Annotated in this window: 14 protein-coding genes; 10 read left to right on the top strand and 4 right to left on the bottom strand. The window is 70.3% G+C overall.

The window, feature by feature from the left end:
- Nucleotides 1–152 precede the first annotated feature (152 nt).
- Nucleotides 153–785, bottom strand: a complete 633-nt coding sequence (locus AB0I81_RS20125; RefSeq protein ID WP_360658591.1) for an MBL fold metallo-hydrolase — start codon at nucleotides 783–785, stop codon at nucleotides 153–155.
- A 24-nt stretch (nucleotides 786–809) separates the two neighbouring features.
- On the opposite strand from AB0I81_RS20125, the gene AB0I81_RS20120 reads away from it, so the two are divergent.
- The 8 genes from AB0I81_RS20120 (at nucleotide 810) to gatB (ending at nucleotide 11484) form a co-directional block, all read left to right on the top strand.
- The gene (locus tag AB0I81_RS20120; protein ID WP_360658589.1) at nucleotides 810–1790 is read left to right on the top strand and encodes a methionine synthase; all 981 of its coding nucleotides are present in this window, start codon (nucleotides 810–812) and stop codon (nucleotides 1788–1790) included.
- A 65-nt stretch (nucleotides 1791–1855) separates the two neighbouring features.
- Nucleotides 1856–4054, top strand: coding sequence for an NAD-dependent DNA ligase LigA (ligA, locus tag AB0I81_RS20115; protein WP_360658588.1), 2199 nt, complete (start codon nucleotides 1856–1858; stop codon nucleotides 4052–4054).
- A gap of 264 nt (nucleotides 4055–4318) precedes the next feature.
- A complete protein-coding gene (locus AB0I81_RS20110) occupies nucleotides 4319–6397 on the top strand; it encodes an EAL domain-containing protein (RefSeq protein ID WP_360658586.1) in 2079 nt (692 codons plus the stop codon).
- Between the two features lie 119 nt (nucleotides 6398–6516).
- Nucleotides 6517–6816: an Asp-tRNA(Asn)/Glu-tRNA(Gln) amidotransferase subunit GatC gene (gene gatC, locus AB0I81_RS20105; protein WP_101787882.1), complete on the top strand. Its 300-nt coding sequence runs from the start codon at nucleotides 6517–6519 to the stop codon at nucleotides 6814–6816.
- Nucleotides 6813–8303: an Asp-tRNA(Asn)/Glu-tRNA(Gln) amidotransferase subunit GatA gene (gatA, locus tag AB0I81_RS20100; RefSeq protein WP_360658584.1), complete on the top strand. Its 1491-nt coding sequence runs from the start codon at nucleotides 6813–6815 to the stop codon at nucleotides 8301–8303. Before gatC ends, gatA begins: the two co-directional genes overlap by 4 nt.
- Nucleotides 8304–8323: 20 nt before the next feature.
- Nucleotides 8324–9355: an AAA family ATPase gene (locus tag AB0I81_RS20095; protein WP_360658582.1), complete on the top strand. Its 1032-nt coding sequence runs from the start codon at nucleotides 8324–8326 to the stop codon at nucleotides 9353–9355.
- Complete coding sequence (locus AB0I81_RS20090) at nucleotides 9352–9927, top strand: hypothetical protein (protein WP_360658581.1); 576 nt, start codon at nucleotides 9352–9354, stop codon at nucleotides 9925–9927. Before AB0I81_RS20095 ends, AB0I81_RS20090 begins: the two co-directional genes overlap by 4 nt.
- 51 nt (nucleotides 9928–9978) lie before the next feature.
- Nucleotides 9979–11484, top strand: coding sequence for an Asp-tRNA(Asn)/Glu-tRNA(Gln) amidotransferase subunit GatB (gene gatB / locus AB0I81_RS20085; protein ID WP_360658579.1), 1506 nt, complete (start codon nucleotides 9979–9981; stop codon nucleotides 11482–11484).
- A gap of 80 nt (nucleotides 11485–11564) precedes the next feature.
- Here gatB and AB0I81_RS20080 read toward each other — a convergent pair whose 3' ends face one another.
- Genes AB0I81_RS20080 through AB0I81_RS20070 form a run of 3 tightly spaced genes read right to left on the bottom strand, consistent with a single transcriptional unit; the run spans nucleotide 11565 to nucleotide 14580 of the window.
- The gene (locus tag AB0I81_RS20080) at nucleotides 11565–13088 is read right to left on the bottom strand and encodes a tripartite tricarboxylate transporter permease (RefSeq protein ID WP_360658577.1); all 1524 of its coding nucleotides are present in this window, start codon (nucleotides 13086–13088) and stop codon (nucleotides 11565–11567) included.
- Entirely contained in the window at nucleotides 13085–13615 is a 531-nt protein-coding gene (locus AB0I81_RS20075; protein ID WP_360658575.1) for a tripartite tricarboxylate transporter TctB family protein, read from the bottom strand. The genes AB0I81_RS20080 and AB0I81_RS20075 overlap by 4 nt, the downstream gene beginning before the upstream one ends.
- Nucleotides 13615–14580, bottom strand: a complete 966-nt coding sequence (locus AB0I81_RS20070) for a tripartite tricarboxylate transporter substrate-binding protein (protein ID WP_360658573.1) — start codon at nucleotides 14578–14580, stop codon at nucleotides 13615–13617. Before AB0I81_RS20070 ends, AB0I81_RS20075 begins: the two co-directional genes overlap by 1 nt.
- A 180-nt stretch (nucleotides 14581–14760) precedes the next feature.
- Between AB0I81_RS20070 and AB0I81_RS20065 the strand changes: the two genes are divergently transcribed.
- The gene (locus AB0I81_RS20065) at nucleotides 14761–16335 is read left to right on the top strand and encodes a sensor histidine kinase (RefSeq protein ID WP_360658571.1); all 1575 of its coding nucleotides are present in this window, start codon (nucleotides 14761–14763) and stop codon (nucleotides 16333–16335) included.
- Nucleotides 16332–16988, top strand: coding sequence for a response regulator (locus AB0I81_RS20060; RefSeq protein ID WP_360658569.1), 657 nt, complete (start codon nucleotides 16332–16334; stop codon nucleotides 16986–16988). The genes AB0I81_RS20065 and AB0I81_RS20060 overlap by 4 nt, the downstream gene beginning before the upstream one ends.
- The last annotated feature ends 34 nt before the right edge of the window (nucleotides 16989–17022 follow it).

The following is a 17022-nucleotide window of genomic DNA, read 5'->3' as shown; positions in this document are numbered from 1 at the left end:
GACGCGCTGGCCGGCATCCGGTTGATCCCAGGCACCGGCCAGTCACCCCCGGCCATCCCGCAACCCACCGACCTCCAACTCCACCTCCTGGATCTCCTTGACATCGATCCACGAGACCTCCGCTGAAGATCACTCACATGCGGAAAACGGGGCTAGCCGAGGGTGGCGGACTCGCCGACCTTCAGCCGGCGCATGTCGGCGCCCTGCCTGTCCGCCTCCATCTTCAGCCAGCCGTCCACCAGGCGCAGGCCGATCTCGCTGTAGAGGGCGTCGTGGGTGGAGAACGCCCTGGCCGGGCGGATCGTACGGAGATATTCCACCATCTCCGACAGCTTCAGCCACGGCGCGCCGGTCGGCACCAGCAGCGTGCCCACCTCCGCCTCGGGAACGGTCAGCGCGTCACCCGGGTAGAAGACCTCGTCGTCGATCAGGAAGCCGACATTCTGGACGACGGTCATGTCGGGGTGGTTGAAGGCGTGCCACTCGCCGAACGCCCTGACCTGGAAACCGGCCGTCTCGAAGGCGTCGCCGTGCCGTACCACCTGGACCTTGCCCGGCACCTCGGTCAGCTCGGCCGCGACACCCTCGCAGGTCCAGATCTCCAGGTCGGGCGAGGCGGCCTTGAGCTTGTCGACGTCCACGTGGTCGAAGTGCTCGTGGGTGATGAGCACGGAGTCCGCGCCGTCCAGCACGGGGTCCTTCGTGAACGAGCCCGGATCGATGACCAGGACCTTGCCGTCCTTCTCCATCCGGACGCAGGCGTGGTCGTACTTGATGAGCTTCATTCGCCAGAGCCTACGCTTGTGCCCATGTCTACGTGGGAAGCCACCGGAGTCGGTTCGCATCCGGGTGAGGATCATCTAGAGGCGATCAGGGTCGTGTTCGGCGAGGTGCCCGGGCTGCCGTACCTGCCCGAGCTGCCCGCGAGGGGTGTCGGGGCCGACATGGTGGGCCGGTCGGCCGGGCTGCTGGTCGAGCTGCCGGTCGAGGTGCAGCCCTCGGGGTGGCGGCTGAGTGACCGGCCGGGGCGCGACCACCAGCGGGCCGTCGATCATCTGCGGCGCGATCTCGACGGGCTGGAGGAGATCGGGCACGACTACGCGGGGCCGCTGAAGCTGCAGGTCTGCGGGCCGTGGACGCTGGCGGGGGCGATCGAGCTCAAGTTCGGGGACAAGATGCTCTCCGACGCGGGAGCCGTACGGGATCTGACCGCCTCACTCGCCCAGGGCGTGGCCGATCACTGCGCCGAGGTGCGGCGGCGGCTGCCCGGGGTGACGGAGATCGTCCTGCAGCTCGACGAGCCGGGGCTGCCCGGCGTGCTGGCCGGCACCGTGCCGACGGCGTCGGGGTTCGGGCGGCTCGCGGCCGTGGAGGAGTGGCGGGTGGAGGAGTCGCTGCGGCTGTTCGACGAGCCCGTGGTGCACTGCTGCGCGCCCCGCGTACCCTTCGACCTGCTGCGCAGGGCCGGGGCGCGGGGGGTGTCGGTGGACGCGGCGCTGCTGCGGCGCAGGGACGAGGACGCGCTGGGGGAGCTGTTCGAGGCCGGGAAGATGTTGTTCATGGGCGTCGTGCCGGGCAGGGACACGCGGCCGGCGGATCCGAAGACCGTGGCCAGGCCCGCGCTGGAGTTGTGGCGGCGGGTGGGGTTCGCGCCGGACCGGCTGGCCTCGCAGGTCGTGCTGACCCCGGCGTGCGGGCTGGCGGGGGCGTCGCCCTCGTACGCGCGCGCGGCCCTGGCGGCCTGCAGAAAGGCGGCGCAGGTGCTCAGGGACGATCCCGAAGAGGGATGAGCCGTGTTTCTGTCGGTGCCCGACGATAGCGTTTGCACAGGTGGACGCATGGAAGGAGACGCTCCGTGAGTGAGCCGGGCAGTGAGGTCGAGGGCGTGCCGGTGACCGCGCTCAAGCGACATGCCGAGCTCAGCGAGCTGGTCGAGGAGGCCCGCTGGCGCTACTACGTGCTCGATCGGCCCACGGTGAGCGACGCCCAGTTCGACGGGTGGTTCAACGAGCTGCTCGCGCTGGAGGAGGCGCATCCGACGCTGCAGACGCCCGAATCGCCCACCCAGCAGGTGGGCGCGCCGGTGTCGGGCGATTTCGCCAAGGTACAGCACCTCAACCGGATGGAGAGCCTCGACAACGCCTTCACCGCCGAGGACATGGCGGCCTGGCAGGCGCGCGCCGAGCGGCTGGCCGAGGGCGACCCCGGTCCCTATCTGTGCGAGCTGAAGATCGACGGGCTGGCCATCGCGCTGGTCTACCGCGACGGCAAGCTGGAGCGCGGCGCCACCCGTGGCGACGGGCGCACCGGCGACGACGTGACGGCCAACGTGCGCACCATCAAGGGCGTCCCGCACCGGCTCAAGGGCGATGACGTGCCGAGCCTGGTCGAGGTGCGCGGCGAGGTCTACATCCCGGTCGAGGACTTCAAGAAGCTCAACGAGCAGCTCGTCGAGCAGGGCAAGCCGCCGTTCGCCAACCCGCGCAACTCCGCGGCGGGCACGCTGCGGCAGAAGGATCCGCGCATCACGGCGCAGCGGCCGCTGCGGATGCTGGTGCACGGCATCGGCCTGTGGGAGGGCGCGGCCGAGCCGGTGGCGCAGTCGCACGTCTACGACCGGCTGCGGGAGTTCGGGCTGCCGGTCAGCGACCTGTATCAGGTGGTGCCGGGGCTCACCGAGGTCAACGAGTTCATCGAGCACTACCGGGAGCACCGCCACGACCCGCCGTACGAGATCGACGGGGTCGTGGTGAAGGTGGACGACTTCCGTACGCAGCGGGAGCTGGGCTCGACCTCGCGGGCGCCGCGGTGGGCGATGGCGTTCAAGTATCCGCCGGAAGAGGTCAACACCAAGCTGTTCGACATCAAGGTGGGCGTCGGGCGAACCGGGCGGGTCACGCCGTTCGGGATGATGGAGCCGGTCGTGGTGTCGGGCTCGACCGTCGAGCGGGCCACGTTGCACAACGCCGCCATCGTGGTGAAGAAGGGCGTGCTCATCGGCGACACCGTGGTGGTGCGCAAGGCGGGCGACGTCATCCCCGAGATCGTCGGGCCGGTGACGGCGCTGCGCGACGGGTCCGAGCGGGAGTTCGTGATGCCCACGCACTGCCCGGAGTGCGGCACGGAGCTGGCGTACGAGAAGGAGGGCGACGCCGACCTGCGCTGCCCCAACGCGCGCGGTTGCCCGGCCCAGATCCGCGAGCGCCTGTTCTTCGCCGCGGGCCGGCGCGCGCTCGACATCGACAAGCTCGGCTACGTCGCCGCCACCGCGCTCAGCCAGCCGCTGCCGCCGCAGCAGCCGGTGGTACGCACCGAGGCCGACCTGTTCGACCTGACGCTTGAACAGCTCATCCCGATCAGGTCGGTGGTCCGCGACCAGGACACCGGCCTGCCCAAGATCGACCCCAAGACGGGCGAGGAGAAGATCGTCACGTTCTTCTCCAACTTGAGCGGCGAGCCCAGCCAGAACGCGCTGCGGCTGATGGAGGAGCTGGAGCGGGCCAAGCAGGTCTCGCTCGCGCAGATCCTGGTCGCCCTGTCGATCAGGCACATCGGCCCGCCGACCGCCACCGCCCTGGCCAACGCGATGCGCTCGATCGACGCCATCAGAGATGCCTCTGAAGAGGAGCTGGCCGCGGTCGAGGGCATCGGGCCGAAGGTGGCGGCCACGATCAAGGAGTGGTTCGAGGTCGACTGGCACCGGGAGATCGTCGAGCGGTGGCGGGCGGCCGGGGTCCGGATGGAGGACGAGCCCGCTCCCGAGAAGGGGCCGCAGACGCTGGCGGGGATGACGTTCGTGGTGACGGGCACCCTGGAGGGCTACACCCGCGACTCGGCCGCCGACGCGCTCACCAGCCGGGGCGGCAAGGTGTCGGGGTCGGTGTCGAAGAAGACGTCGTTCCTGGTGGCGGGGGAGAACGCCGGGTCGAAGTACGACAAGGCGGTCAGCGCAGGGGTGCCCATTCTTGACGTGGCCGGGTTCGAGGTGCTGCTCAACGAGGGGCCTGAGGCGGCCGCGGAGGTGGCGGTCACCCCGGATCCGGAAGAGGGCTGAGGATTCAGCCGGGAGCCCTAGCTTTTCGATCAGCGCTCGCGGGGTCCGTTCGTGGGTACGGGCGGGCCCCGTTGCCATGCCGCCTTCGTGCTGGCAGATAAGGGTTCGGCGGTTTTTCGGGGCTTAGGGTGCTCGACTTGCTACTGAGGGTGCTTTTTGGGTATATGTCGGAAAGGAGAAGTGACGGAACGTACGCGCTTGGTTTCGCGAAGTGGGGTGAAGGTCGTACCCTCCCATAGTGACCTAATGGGGGTTCTGTTACCGATGACTGACCCAACCGACACCCGCGACACCGGACCACGCGTCGGGACGCCCTTGTGGGGCTACCTCGCGGGCATCACTGTGATCGGCTGCACCGCCCTGGTGGTGGCCATGCTCAGGCTGGACCCGTCCGGCCTGGCCGAGCTCGCGCGCACGCCGCTGTTCTGGGTGCTCGCGGTGCTGGTGATCCTCGGCGAGCTGCGGCCCGTGATGGTGTCCTCGGCCACGGCCGTGGGCGGCACCTACCCGTCGACCATGTTCACCTTCGCCGTGCTGCTGCACCTCGGCCTGCCCATAGCGGTGCTGATGCAGGGCGTCGCCGTCGCCATGAACGGCGTGGTGACGCGCAAGTCGTGGCACCGGGTCATGTTCAACATCGCCCAGTCCACCCTCGCGCTCACCGCGGCGGCCGTGGTCCTGGGGATGTTCGGCATCGTGCCGAGCCCGGCGGCGCCGTGGGTGCCCGCGGGGGACCACCTGCTGGCGATCGCGCTGGCGGGGGCCGCGTACTTCGTCACCAGGGCCACCCTCGTGTCCGGCGCGGTCGCGCTGCACGAGCGGCGCTCGATCGTGCGGGTGGTACGGGCCACCGTGGGCCCGCAGGGCCTGGTCTACACCGCGCTGCTGGGCCTGGCGCCGCTGGTCGTCGTGGTCATGAACCACTCGCCGGGGCTCGTGCCGCTCTTCGTCGCGCCCCTGGCCGCCGTCTACTTCACCGCCACGCTGTCCATGCGCCGCGACCACCAGGCCCTGCACGACGAGCTGACCGGCCTGCCCAACCGCAAGATGTTGATCGTCAGCACCGAGGAGGCGCTGGCCGAGGCGCGCCAGGACGAGCGGGTCGGCCTGTTCCTGCTCGACCTCGACCGGTTCAAGGAGGTCAACGACACGCTGGGGCACCCCGTGGGCGACCGGCTGCTGCAGCTCATCGCGCACCGGCTCACCCACTCCGTACGGCCGGGCGACGTCGTGGCCAGGCTGGGCGGCGACGAGTTCGCGGTGCTGCTGCCCTCGATCAGGGACGCGCACGCGGCCAGGGAGGTGGCGGCCCGGCTGCGGGCGGCGCTGACCGAGCCGGTACGCCTTGAGGGCATGACCTTCGACCTCGACGGGTCCGTCGGGATAGCGCTCTATCCGGACCACGCGCCCGACTTCGAACTGCTGCTGCAGCGCGCCGACGTGGCCATGTACCTGGCCAAGGAGGGCCGTACGGGAGTCGAGCTCTACCAGGCCGACAAGGACCGCAACTCCCCGGAACGCCTCACCCTCCTGGGCGACCTGCGCCGCGCGATCGACAACCGCGAGCTGCGCCTGCACTTCCAGCCCAAGGTGGTGCTGGGCACCGGTGACGTGCAGGGGGTCGAGGCGCTGCTGCGCTGGCGGCACCCGGTGCACGGGCCGATCCCGCCGTCGGAGTTCGTGCCGCTGGCCGAGCAGTCGTACCTGATGCGGCAGCTCACGGCGTACGTGGTCGAGGAGGCCCTGGAGCAGGCCGCCGCCTGGTGGCACTCGGGGCTGCGGGTGCAGATCTCGGTCAACATCTCCGCCCGCGACCTGCTCGCCTCCGCGCTGCCCGAGCAGCTCGAAGTGGGCCTGGCCCGCTACGGGCTGCCGCCCGCGGCCATCCAGCTGGAGGTCACCGAGCGCATCCTGACCGGTGACCAGGCCTACACCCAGGAGACCATCAAGGCGCTGGCCACGCTCGGCGTCCCGCTGGCCCTGGACGACTTCGGCACCGGCTACTCCTCGCTGATCAGGCTCCAGCGGCTGGCGGTGTCCGAGGTCAAGATCGACGCCTCCTTCGTACGCCGGATCGCCGGGTCCGAGGACGACTACCGGATCGTACGCTCCATCGTGGACCTGGTCCGCTCGCTCGGGCTGCGCTCGGTCGCCGAGGGCGTGGAGTCGGACGAGGTGGCGATGCGGCTGGTGGAGATGGGGTGCGACGTGGGGCAGGGCTGGCTGTTCTGCCACCCGATGCCGGCCGAGGAGGCCGCGGCGTGGTTGCGGGACCGGGTGGGGGACACAGTGGAGAACACCGTGGAGTTCGGCTACCAGCCAGAGGTCAGCAGCTCAGCCTGACACTACGTTTCGTACCGGGGCGGATGTTGCCAGTGGGTTAATGGGTCGGGGCTGCGACGTCAAGCCCTCTAGGATGGCAGTGTCCAAAGACTCCATCCACGAAACGGGTTCAACGACTCATGTCCGCCATAACCCGCGACGAGGTCGCACACCTGGCCCGATTGTCCAGGCTGGCGCTCACCGACGACGAACTCGATCACTACGCCACCCAACTCGATGCCATCATCGAGTCGGTCGCGAAGGTGGCCGAGGTCGCCGCCGAGGATGTTCCGCCTTCGTCGCACGCGCTTCCGCTGACCAATGTCTTCCGTGCCGACGAGGTGCGACAGTCCCTGACCCCCGAGCAAGCGCTCTCCGGCGCCCCCGCCGTCGAGGACGACCGCTTCCGGGTGCCGCGCATCCTCGGGGAGGAGGCATGAGCTTGATCCGTAAGACCGCCGCCGAGCTGGGCTCGATGATCGCCGCCGGCGAGGTGTCGGCCGTCGAGGTGGCCGAGGCGCACCTCGACCGGATGGCCGAGGTCGAGCCCAAGGTCAAGGCGTTCCTGCACGTCGATCGGGAGACGACGCTGGAGCAGGCCCGAGCCGTGGACGCCAGGCGCAGGGCCGGCGAGCAGCTCGGGCCGCTGGCCGGGGTGCCGATCGCGCACAAGGACATCTTCACCACGCGCGACATGCCGACGACCGCCGCCTCCAAGATCCTGGAGGGCTGGCGGCCGCCGTACGACGCGACGGTCACCGCGCGCCTGCGCGAGGCCGGGCTGGTCATCCTGGGCAAGACGAACCTCGACGAGTTCGCCATGGGCTCCTCCACGGAGAACTCCGCCTACGGCCCGACCCACAACCCGTGGGACCTGACCAGGGTGCCGGGCGGTTCGTCGGGCGGTTCCAGTGCCGCCGTGGCCGCGTACGAGGCGCCGCTGTCCACGGGCACCGACACGGGCGGCTCCATCCGGCAGCCCGCCTCGGTGACCGGCATCGTGGGCATGAAGCCGACCTACGGCGGCTCCTCCCGTTACGGCCTGATCGCCTTCGCCAGCTCTCTCGACACGCCTGGGCCGTTCGCCCGCAACGTGCTCGACGCGGCGCTGCTGCACGAGGCGTTCTCCGGCTACGACCCGATGGACTCCACCTCGGTGGACGCGCCCGTGCCCTCGGTGGTCGAGGCCGCCAGGACCCCCGACGTCTCCGGCATGCGGATCGGCGTGGTCAAGGAGTTCGCGGGCGAGGGTTACCAGGCGGGCGTGCTGGCCCGCTACCACGAGGCCGTGCAACTGCTGGAGTCGCTCGGGGCCAAGGTCGTCGAGGTCTCCTGCCCGTCGTTCACGACCGCGCTGCCCGCGTACTACCTGATCGCCCCCTCGGAGTGCTCCTCCAACCTGGCGCGCTTCGACGCCATGCGCTACGGCCTGCGCGTCGGCGACGACGGCACCCGCAGCGCCGAGGAGGTCATGGCGCTGACCAGGGCCGCCGGTTTCGGTCCCGAGGTCAAGCGGCGCATCATGCTCGGCACGTACGCGCTTTCGAGCGGCTACTACGACGCCTACTACGGCCAGGCGCAGAAGGTGCGCACGGTCATCGCGCGCGAGTTCGAGGCCGCCTACCAGCAGGTGGACGTGCTGGTGTCGCCGACCACGCCGACCACGGCGTTCCCGATCGGCGAGCGGGCCGACGACCCGATGGCCATGTACCTCGCCGACCTGTGCACGATCCCGTCCAACCTGGCGGGCAACGCGGCCATCTCGGTACCGGTCGGCCTGGCCGACGAGGACAACCTGCCGGTGGGACTGCAGATCATGGCCCCCGTGCTGGGCGACGACCGCTGCTACCGGGTCGGCGCGGCCGTGGAACAGGCCCTGGAGAGCCGCTGGGGCGCCGGCCTGCTGTCCAAGGCGCCGGAGCTGTAGGGCCATAGGGGGACGGCGGCGTGCTCACACGGATCGAGATCGACGGGTTCAAGTCCTTCCTGGACTTCGAACTCGACGTGCCGCCGTTCCTTGCCCTGGTCGGGCCGAATTCCAGCGGGAAGTCCAATTTGCTGGACGCGCTGGCGTTCGCTCGCGGGGCGCTGCTGGCACAGGGTTCGAAGGACGTGCACGATCCGCTGCTGAGCGCGCGCAGGGGCAAACCGCAGGAGCTCTTCCACCGGCCGGCCGGCGACGACGCCGTGTCCGAGTTCACGATCAGGGTGCGGGCGGTGGCCGAGAGGGTGTCTCTGGCCGCCGCGGTCCACGCCGATCGCTCCGGCGAATGGTCCGTGGCCTGGGAGAGCGCGCCTGCTGCGCTCTGGCCTTTGGAGGTTCGTGCCTGGCACCACCACCTGCCGGACCCGACCGCCATGCGCCGGCCTGCGAGCGCGCTGGATCACCGGCCGCTCATGGAGGACGCCGGAAACCTGGCCGCCGTCCTCGGACGGATGGCCCGGGACGGTCAGCTGGACGATCTCATGGTGGATCTCTCGGCGCTGGTGCCCGATGTCACCGGTGTTCAGCCGGTGCTCGACGAGAGGTCGGAGGAGTGGTCCTTCGACCTGCTGGTGGATCACGAACCGGTCCCCGGCCGGCTGGCGTCCGACGGCACGCTGCGGGTGCTGGCGCTGCTCGCCGCGCTGTACGACGGGGTCTCCTCCGGGTTGCTGATGGTGGAGGAGATCGAGAACGGTCTTCATCCGAGCAGGCTGGGTGCGTTGTTGCAGAGGGTGGCGGCGCGTGTGGGGGGTAACGGCGGTGCCTGGCGTCAGGTCATCCTCACCACCCACTCGCCGGTCGCGGTCTCCACCCTCTATCGCAGCGATCCCGGTTCTCTGGTGTTCCTCGAGTCGGCCTGGCGGACGGGAGGTGGGAAACCGCGATCCCGAGTGACGGTGGCCAAGCCGGTGCGCCAGACGGGTGAGCCGGGCACGTTCGCCTCGCCTCGTCAGGTCCGCAACTACCTGAGCACGGTCGGGCAGGCGCCATGAGCCGCCCCCTCGTGCCGGGGCTCATCACCGAGGGAGGCACTGATGAGCTCTTCCTCGGTCCGGTCATCGCACGCCAACTCCGTGCCTTGCTGGACGATGCGCCGCGCCCCGTGGACCTCATGGAGGTCGAGCGAGGCGCCTGCCGGATGATCAAGGACGACGATCGTATCCGGCAGGCGATCCTGGATCTGGCCCCCAACTGTCATCTGATCTTCCTGCACAGCGATTACCGGGAGCGGGACAAAGCGGTCAGACATGCGGACCAGGACGTGATTCCCTTGATTCCGGTGAAGGAGACCGAGGCTTGGTTGCTGGCCGATGCGCAGGTCTGGACGCGGGTCCGGGGCGCCGACCTGAGCCGCTTGCCGGCCAGGCCACGCGAGGCCGAGCGGATCTCCGATCCCAAGGCCGTGCTGAGGGCTGTGCTGGCAGGCGTCAACCACCGCAAGGTCGACGAGCATTTCGCCACCGCCGGTAACAACGTTGATCTGTCCATGCTGGCTGAACTGCCCGCTTACGCCGCGTGGGTGGAGGCGACCTCCAAGGCGCTGAGGAACCATGGCTTCCTCTGAGAGCCGAAGCGATAGCTTGATAACGCAACGAACTGAACTAAGGACCTCATCATGACTGCCGGTACGCTCATGCCGTACGACGAAGCGCTCGAGCGGTTCGAGCCGGTGCTCGGCCTCGAGACGCATGTCGAGCTGGGCACCAGGTCGAAGATGTTCTGCGGCTGCAAGACGACCTTCGGCGCCCCGCCCAACACGCAGGTCTGCCCGACCTGCCTGGCCTTTCCCGGGGCGCTGCCGGTGGCCAACGCCGCGGCCATCGAGTCGACGATCCGCATCGGCCTGGCGCTGAACTGCTCGATCGCCGAGTGGTGCCGCATGGCCCGGAAGAACTACTTCTATCCGGACATGCCGAAGAACTACCAGATCTCCCAGTACGACGAGCCGCTCTGCTTCGACGGCTACATCGACGTCGAGGTCGACGGGGAGACCGTGCGGATCGAGATCGAGCGGGTGCACCTGGAGGAGGACACCGGCAAGTCCACGCACATGGGCGGGGCGACCGGGCGCATCCACGGGGCCGACTACTCGATCGTCGACTACAACCGGGCCGGCATCCCGCTGGTCGAGATCGTGACCAAGCCCATCCCCGGCACCGACCGGCTCGCGCCCGAGGTGGCCAAGGCGTACGTCACCGAGTTGCGTGAGGTCATGCGCTCGCTGGGCGTCTCCGACGTGCGTATGGAGGAGGGCTCGCTGCGTTGTGACGTCAACGTGTCGCTCATGCCGCGCGGGGCGTCGGAGTGGGGCACCCGTACGGAGACCAAGAACGTCAACTCGTTGCGCAGCGTCGAGCGGGCCGTGCGGAGCGAGATCGAGCGGCAGGCGGGCGTGCTCGCCCAGGGCGGCAAGATCACGCAGGAGACCCGGCACTTCCACGAGGACACCGGCACCACCACGTCCGGGCGATCCAAGGAGGAGGCGCAGGACTACCGCTACTTCCCCGAGCCCGACCTGGTGCCGATCGCGCCCGACACGGCGTGGGTGGCCGAGCTGAAGGCGGCGCTGCCGGAGTTGCCGTCGGTCAAGCGCAAGCGGCTGCAGGCCGAGTGGAGCCTGTCCGACCTCGACATGCAGGCCATGCACAACGCCGACGCGATCGACCTGGTCGAGGCCACGGTCGCGGCCGGCGCCCCGGCGGCGGACGCGCGTAAGTGGTGGATGGGCGAGCTGGCGCGGCGGGCCAACGAGACGGGTACGCCGCTGGCCGACCTGCCGATCACGCCCGCGCAGATCGCCCGGGTGACCGAGCTGGTCGCCTCGGGCGCGCTCAACGACAAGCTGGCGCGTGAGGTGCTCGAAGGCGTGATGGCCGGTGAGGGTGCGCCGGACGAGGTGGTCGAGCGGCGCGGCCTGAAGATCGTCAACGACGAGGGCGAGCTGTCGGCGATCATCGACCAGGTGCTGGCCGACAACGCCGACGCGGCCGAGAAGGTGCGGTCAGGGAAGGTCGCCGCCGTGGGTGCGCTGGTGGGTGGCGTCATGCGGGCCAGCAAGGGGAAGGCTGACGCGGGCCGGGCCCGGCAGCTCATCCTGGAGAAGCTCGGCGTCTCGGAGTAGGTCCCTTGGCCCCGTCGACTCGGACAAATCGGCGGGGCCTGCCCAAGAACCATCTGTGAGATTCCCCGGGCGGGGCGCGGTTACTCCTCCTCCTGCCCCGGTACGGCGGGTGCGAGGCCGCGGCGGGCCGCCAGCCTGCGCAGCAGGGGCGTGAGCAGGGCCAGCGCGGCCAGTACGAGCAGGACGATCGAGATCGGGCTGCTCACCAGCACGCTCACGTCGCCCGCCCCGATGGCCAGCGCCCGGCGCAGCTGGATCTCCGCCATCGGGCCCAGGATCATGCCGATCACCGCGGGGGCGACGGGCAGGCCGAAGCGCCGCATGGCGTAGCCGAGCAGGCCGAGCACGTACAGGATGAAAAGGTCCACGGCGGTGCCGTTCAGGGCGTAGACCCCGAGGGCGGCGAAGAGCACGATCCCGGCGTAGAGGTACGGGCGGGGGACCCGCAGGACCCGGGCCCACAGCGGGGCCAGGGGCAGGTTCAGCACCAGCAGCATCGCGTTGCCGATGAACAGCGAGGCGATCATGCCCCACACCAGGGCCGGCTGGCTGTCGAAGAGCTGGGGTCCGGGCTGCAGGCCGTACTGCTGGAAGGCGGCCAGCAGGATCGCGGCCGTGGCGGACGTGGGCAGGCCCAGCGTGAGCAGCGGGACCAGGGTGCCGGCCGCGGAGGCGTTGTTGGCCGCCTCGGGGCCCGCGACGCCCTCGATGGCCCCCTTGCCGTACTCCTCGCGGGCCACGCCGCGCGCCAGGCGCTTCTCGGCCGTGTACGACAGGAACGTCGGGATCTCCGCCCCGCCGCCGGGCAGCGCCCCGAACGGGAAGCCCAGGGCGGTGCCGCGCAACCACGGCCGCCAGGAGCGCCGCCAGTCGGAACGGCCCATCCACGTCCAGCCGACCCTGACCACCTCGGGAGGCGCGTGCCGCAGGCGGGAGGCCACGTACAGGGCCTCGCCGAGGGCGAACAGGCCCACCGCGACGATCACCACGTCGATGCCGTCGAGCAACTGGGGAATGCCCATCGTGAGGCGGGCCTGGCCGGTCTGCTGGTCGATGCCGATCAGGCCGATCACCAGGCCGAGACCGAGCGAGGCCAGGCCGCGCACGATCGAGCGGGACAACACCGAGGAGACCGCCGTGAAGGCGAGCACCGCCAGCGCGAAGTAGTCCGCGGGGCCGAAGGAGATCGCGAAGGCGGCCACCGCGGGCGCCGCCACGACCAGCAGGGCCGTGGCGATGGTCCCGGCCACGAACGAGCCGATCGCGGCCGTGGCCAGCGCCTGGGCGGCCCTGCCCCGCCGCGCCATCTTGTTGCCCTCCAGCGCCGTGATCATCGACGCCGACTCGCCGGGCGTGTTGAGCAGGATGGAGGTGGTCGAGCCGCCGTACATGCCGCCGTAGTAGATCCCGGCGAACATGATGAACGCGCTGGCCACCGGCACCGTGAAGGTGATCGGCAGGAGCAGCGCCACGGTCATCGCCGGCCCGATGCCGGGCAGCACGCCGACCAGGGTGCCGAGCGTGACGCCGATGAGCGCGTACATGAGATTGGTCAGCGTGAGCGCGGCGGCGAAGCCGTCGAGCAACAACTGGAAGGAGCTCACAGCACCCCTTCCAGCAGACCGCCCGGCAGCGTCACGCCCAGGCCCATGACGAACAGCAGGTACGTGCCCAGCCCCAGGGCCACCGCGATCACGGCCACCCGCACCAGATGCCTGGCCCCGAGCGACACCGACAGGCCGAAGAACAGCAGGCTCGCGCCGATGACCCAGCCGAGCACGGGCAGCAGCGCGGCGAAGGCCAGGAAGATGCCGCTGACGAGGCCGAGGCTGCGCCAGTCCGTGGGGGCGGCGGCGTCCACGTCCTCGCTCTCCTCGGGGTCGCCCTGGCCGCCGCGCAGCACGTCGATCACGTAGAACAGGCCGATGAGCACCATGGAGCCGCCCACCAGCATGGGGAAGAAACGCGGCCCGAGGCCGAGCTGTGAGGCCGCGGCCGACACGTCGAGCGTGCCGACCACGACGAGCACGCCCAGCGCCAGCACCACGAGCGCCAGCACGAGCTCGGGCCGCCAACGGCCCGCCCGCCGCGCCTCCTGAGGCCGGCGGGCCTTCGGTGGAAGGTCGGACATCAGGAGACGAGTCCCATCTCGGCGATGATCGCCTTGACACGGGCCTGCTCCGCGTCGAGGTAGTAGGCGAACTTCTGCCCGGTCTGGAAGGAGTCGATCCAGCCGTTCTTGGCCACCGCGTCCTTCCACGGCTGCGAGTCGTGCATCTTGGTGACCAGGTCGGTCAGGGCCGTCTTGTCGGCGTCGGAGAGGTCCGCGGGGGCCACGAAGCCGCGCCAGTTGGCCAACTCCACGTTCAGCCCGCCCTCCTTCAGCGTGGGCGCGTCCACGCCGGGCAGCCGCTCGCCGGAGGACACGCCGAGTGCGCGCAGCTTGCCCGACTTCACGTGCTCGGCGAACTCGGAAACGCCCGAGATGCCCGCGCTGACCTTGTTGCCGAGCAGCTCGTTCAGCGCCTCGCCGCCGCCCGAGTGCGCGATGTAGTTGACCAGCTTGGGGTCCACGCCCGCGGCCTTGGCCATCAGGCCGGCCAGGATGTGGTCGGTGCCGCCCGCCGAGCCGCCCGAGATGGACACCTTCGCCGGGTCGGCCTTCCAGGCCGCCACCAGATCGGCCAGCGACTTGTACGGCGACGCGGCCGGCACCACGACGAGTTCGTACTCCTCGGTCAGCTTGGCGATGGGCGTGGTCTCGGCCAGCGTGACCTGCGACTTGTTCTGCTCGATGGCGCCCACCATGACCAGACCCATGGTCATCAGCAGGTTGCCGTTGCCCTTCTCGCCGGCGAGCTGGGCCAGGCCGATCGTGCCGCCGGCGCCGGGCACGTTGTACACCTCGACCTTGCGCTTGGGGTCGGCCGCCTTGAACGCCTGCTCCGCCGTACGGGAGGTCTGGTCCCAGCCGCCTCCCGGCGCGGCCGGGGCCATGATCCGCAAGGTCGCGTTGGCGCTGGTGCCCGTCTGGCCGCAGCCCGTCATCGTGGCGAGGGAGAGTGCCGCGAGGACGGCGAATACGCGCAGGCGCATGATCACTCCTGGGGGGATTTCACGTTTTATGGAACTGGCATGGTGAAGTCCCGATTGTCGCGCGTCGAGGCTTTCCGCGGTTGCCGTCATAGTGGTCGTATTGGTCACGACCCGGACGTGCATGGCGGTCGTGCCGGTCGCGTGCTGGTCGCGACCGGGACGTGACCTCCGTTTGTTTGCATGGGCCGGGTGAGACGCCTGCGTGACGCCTCCCTCGGGACCCAGCTGTTCGCGCTCCAGATGGCGATCGTGCTGCTCGCCGTAGGAGGCACGGGAAGCGTGTGGGCCGACCACACGCGCGACCAGCTCGACTCGCTCTACCAGCAGCGGGCGCTGGCGATCGCCCAGTCGGTGGCTGGGCTGCCGACGGTCCGGGAGGCGTTCGAGCTGGCGCGCCCGGACAGCGTGCTGCAGCCGCTGGCCATGAGTGTCCAGCAGGAGACCGGCGCCGACTACGTGGTGATCGCCAACACCGAGCAGAAGCGCTACGCCCATCCCAACGCCTCGCTGATCGGCAAGCGGCTGTCCACCGACGGCAGCACGGTGCTGCGTACCGGCAGGAGCTGGGTCGGCACGGAGACCGGCACGATCGGCACCACGGTCAGGGGCAAGGCGCCCATCCGCGACGAGTACGGGCAGATCATCGGCCTGGTGTCCGTCGGCGTGCTGGAGACCACGGTCATCCGCCAGGTCGCCGGCACCCTGCCGCCGCTGATCTGGACCGCGCTGGCCGTGCTGCTGGCCGGGCTCGCGCTGGCCGCGCTGATCACCGCGCGGGTGCGCAGGCAGACCTTCGGCCTGGAGCCGCGCGAGATCGCCGCGCTGCTGGAGCAGCGCGAGGGCGTGCTGCACGGCGTCAAGGAGGGCGTGCTCGCGCTCGACCTGGCGGGCAGGGTCACGCTGGTCAACGACGCCGCCCGCGAGCTGCTGGGCACCGTGGGCGAGGACCTGACGCAGATGCCGGTCTCCGAGCGCATGCGCGACGTGCTCGGCGGCGCCGACCCGGGCGAGGACCGCATCGTGCTGCACGGCGAGCGCGTGCTGGTGCTCAACCGCACCCCCGTCTGGGTACGCGGCCGCCACCTCGGCTGGGTGGTCACCCTGCGGGACCGCACCGAGCTGGTCCACCTGGCACGCGAGCTGGACGACAGCAGCAGCGCCACGGAGGCACTGCGGGCCCAGGCGCACGAGTTCGCCAACCGCATGCACACCGTCGTCGGGCTGCTGGAGCTGGGCGAGCACGAGGCGGCCATCACCTTCATCACCCGCACCACGCACGGCGCGTACGCCACCGACCTGCGCGAGCACATCCAGGACCCCACGCTCGCCGCCCTCCTGCTGGCCAAGTCCGCCGAGGCGGCCGAGCGCGGGGCCGAGCTGGTGCTGGCCGAGGACTCCGCGGTGCCCGAGGGCCTGCTCGGCGACCCGCGCGACGCGGTCCTGGTGGTGGGAAACCTGGTCGCCAACGCCATCGACGCCCTCGACGGCGCACAGGGCACGATCGAGGTGTCGGTACGTGCCGACGCGGACGGGCTGCGCGTACGGGTGGGCGACTCGGGCCCCGGCATCGCGCCCGGCCTGGTGGAGGAGGTCTTCAGGGAGGGCTTCACCACCAAGGCTGCCCACTCGGGCCCGCGCGGGCTGGGGCTGGCCCTGACCAGGCAGGTGTGCCTGCGCCGAGGCGGCTGGGTACGCGTACGCAACGCGGGCGGCGCGGTCTTCACCGCCCTGCTCCCGAACGGGGATAAGCCATGATCCAAGTCTTGGTGGTCGACGACGACTTCATGGTCGCCCGCATCCACAGCGGCTACGTCAGCCGCGTGCCGGGCTTCGACGTCGTCTCCGTCGCGCACAGCGGCGCCGAGGCGCTCGCGGCGGCGGCCGAGTTACGGCCCGACCTGGTGCTGCTCGACATCTATCTGCCCGACATGTCGGGCCTGGAGGTGCTCAAGGCACTGCACGACGTGGACGTCCTCATGATCAGCGCCGCCCGCGACGTGCCCACCGTCAGGGAGGCCATGCGCGGCGGCGCGATCAACTACCTCATCAAGCCGTTCACCGCCGTGGCGCTGACCGAGCGCCTGCAGCACTACGCCGACACCCGCAAGCGCCTGACCGCCATCGGCCCCGAGGCCCGCCAGGACGACGTGGACCGCCTTTTCGGCACCTACAAGAGCGCCGCCCCCATGCCGAAAGGGTTGTCCCCGGCCACGTGCGCACTGGTCGCCGATACCCTTCGAGAGGCGGGCCGTGACCTGTCGGCCGCCGAGGCGGCCGAGCTCACGGGCCTGTCGCGGGTGAGCGCCCGCCGCTATCTGGAACACCTGTGCGCGGCGGGTCAGGCCGAGTTCCGGCCGCGTTACGGCACGGCCGGCCGGCCGGAGCATCGCTACCGGTGGCTAGGTTGACACACTTCCGTAGCCATTTCCCGTGACATATGCG

Origin of the sequence: Nonomuraea sp. NPDC050404 (genome assembly GCF_040655495.1) — a bacterium.
GTDB lineage: Bacteria > Actinomycetota > Actinomycetes > Streptosporangiales > Streptosporangiaceae > Nonomuraea.
The sequence above is the reverse complement of the archived record's forward strand: the minus strand, read 5'-3'. Positions and strand labels throughout refer to the sequence as shown.

Coding starts and splice junctions, on each gene's coding strand:
- gatA (WP_360658584.1), top strand. CDS start 6,813: ATGAGCTTGATCCGTAAGACCGCCGCCGAGCTGGGCTCGATGATCGCC.
- AB0I81_RS20090 (WP_360658581.1), top strand. CDS start 9,352: ATGAGCCGCCCCCTCGTGCCGGGGCTCATCACCGAGGGAGGCACTGAT.
- AB0I81_RS20110 (WP_360658586.1), top strand. CDS start 4,319: ATGACTGACCCAACCGACACCCGCGACACCGGACCACGCGTCGGGACG.
- AB0I81_RS20120 (WP_360658589.1), top strand. CDS start 810: ATGTCTACGTGGGAAGCCACCGGAGTCGGTTCGCATCCGGGTGAGGAT.
- AB0I81_RS20125 (WP_360658591.1), bottom strand. CDS start 785: ATGAAGCTCATCAAGTACGACCACGCCTGCGTCCGGATGGAGAAGGAC.
- AB0I81_RS20060 (WP_360658569.1), top strand. CDS start 16,332: ATGATCCAAGTCTTGGTGGTCGACGACGACTTCATGGTCGCCCGCATC.
- gatC (WP_101787882.1), top strand. CDS start 6,517: ATGTCCGCCATAACCCGCGACGAGGTCGCACACCTGGCCCGATTGTCC.
- gatB (WP_360658579.1), top strand. CDS start 9,979: ATGACTGCCGGTACGCTCATGCCGTACGACGAAGCGCTCGAGCGGTTC.
- AB0I81_RS20070 (WP_360658573.1), bottom strand. CDS start 14,580: ATGCGCCTGCGCGTATTCGCCGTCCTCGCGGCACTCTCCCTCGCCACG.
- AB0I81_RS20075 (WP_360658575.1), bottom strand. CDS start 13,615: ATGTCCGACCTTCCACCGAAGGCCCGCCGGCCTCAGGAGGCGCGGCGG.
- AB0I81_RS20065 (WP_360658571.1), top strand. CDS start 14,761: ATGGGCCGGGTGAGACGCCTGCGTGACGCCTCCCTCGGGACCCAGCTG.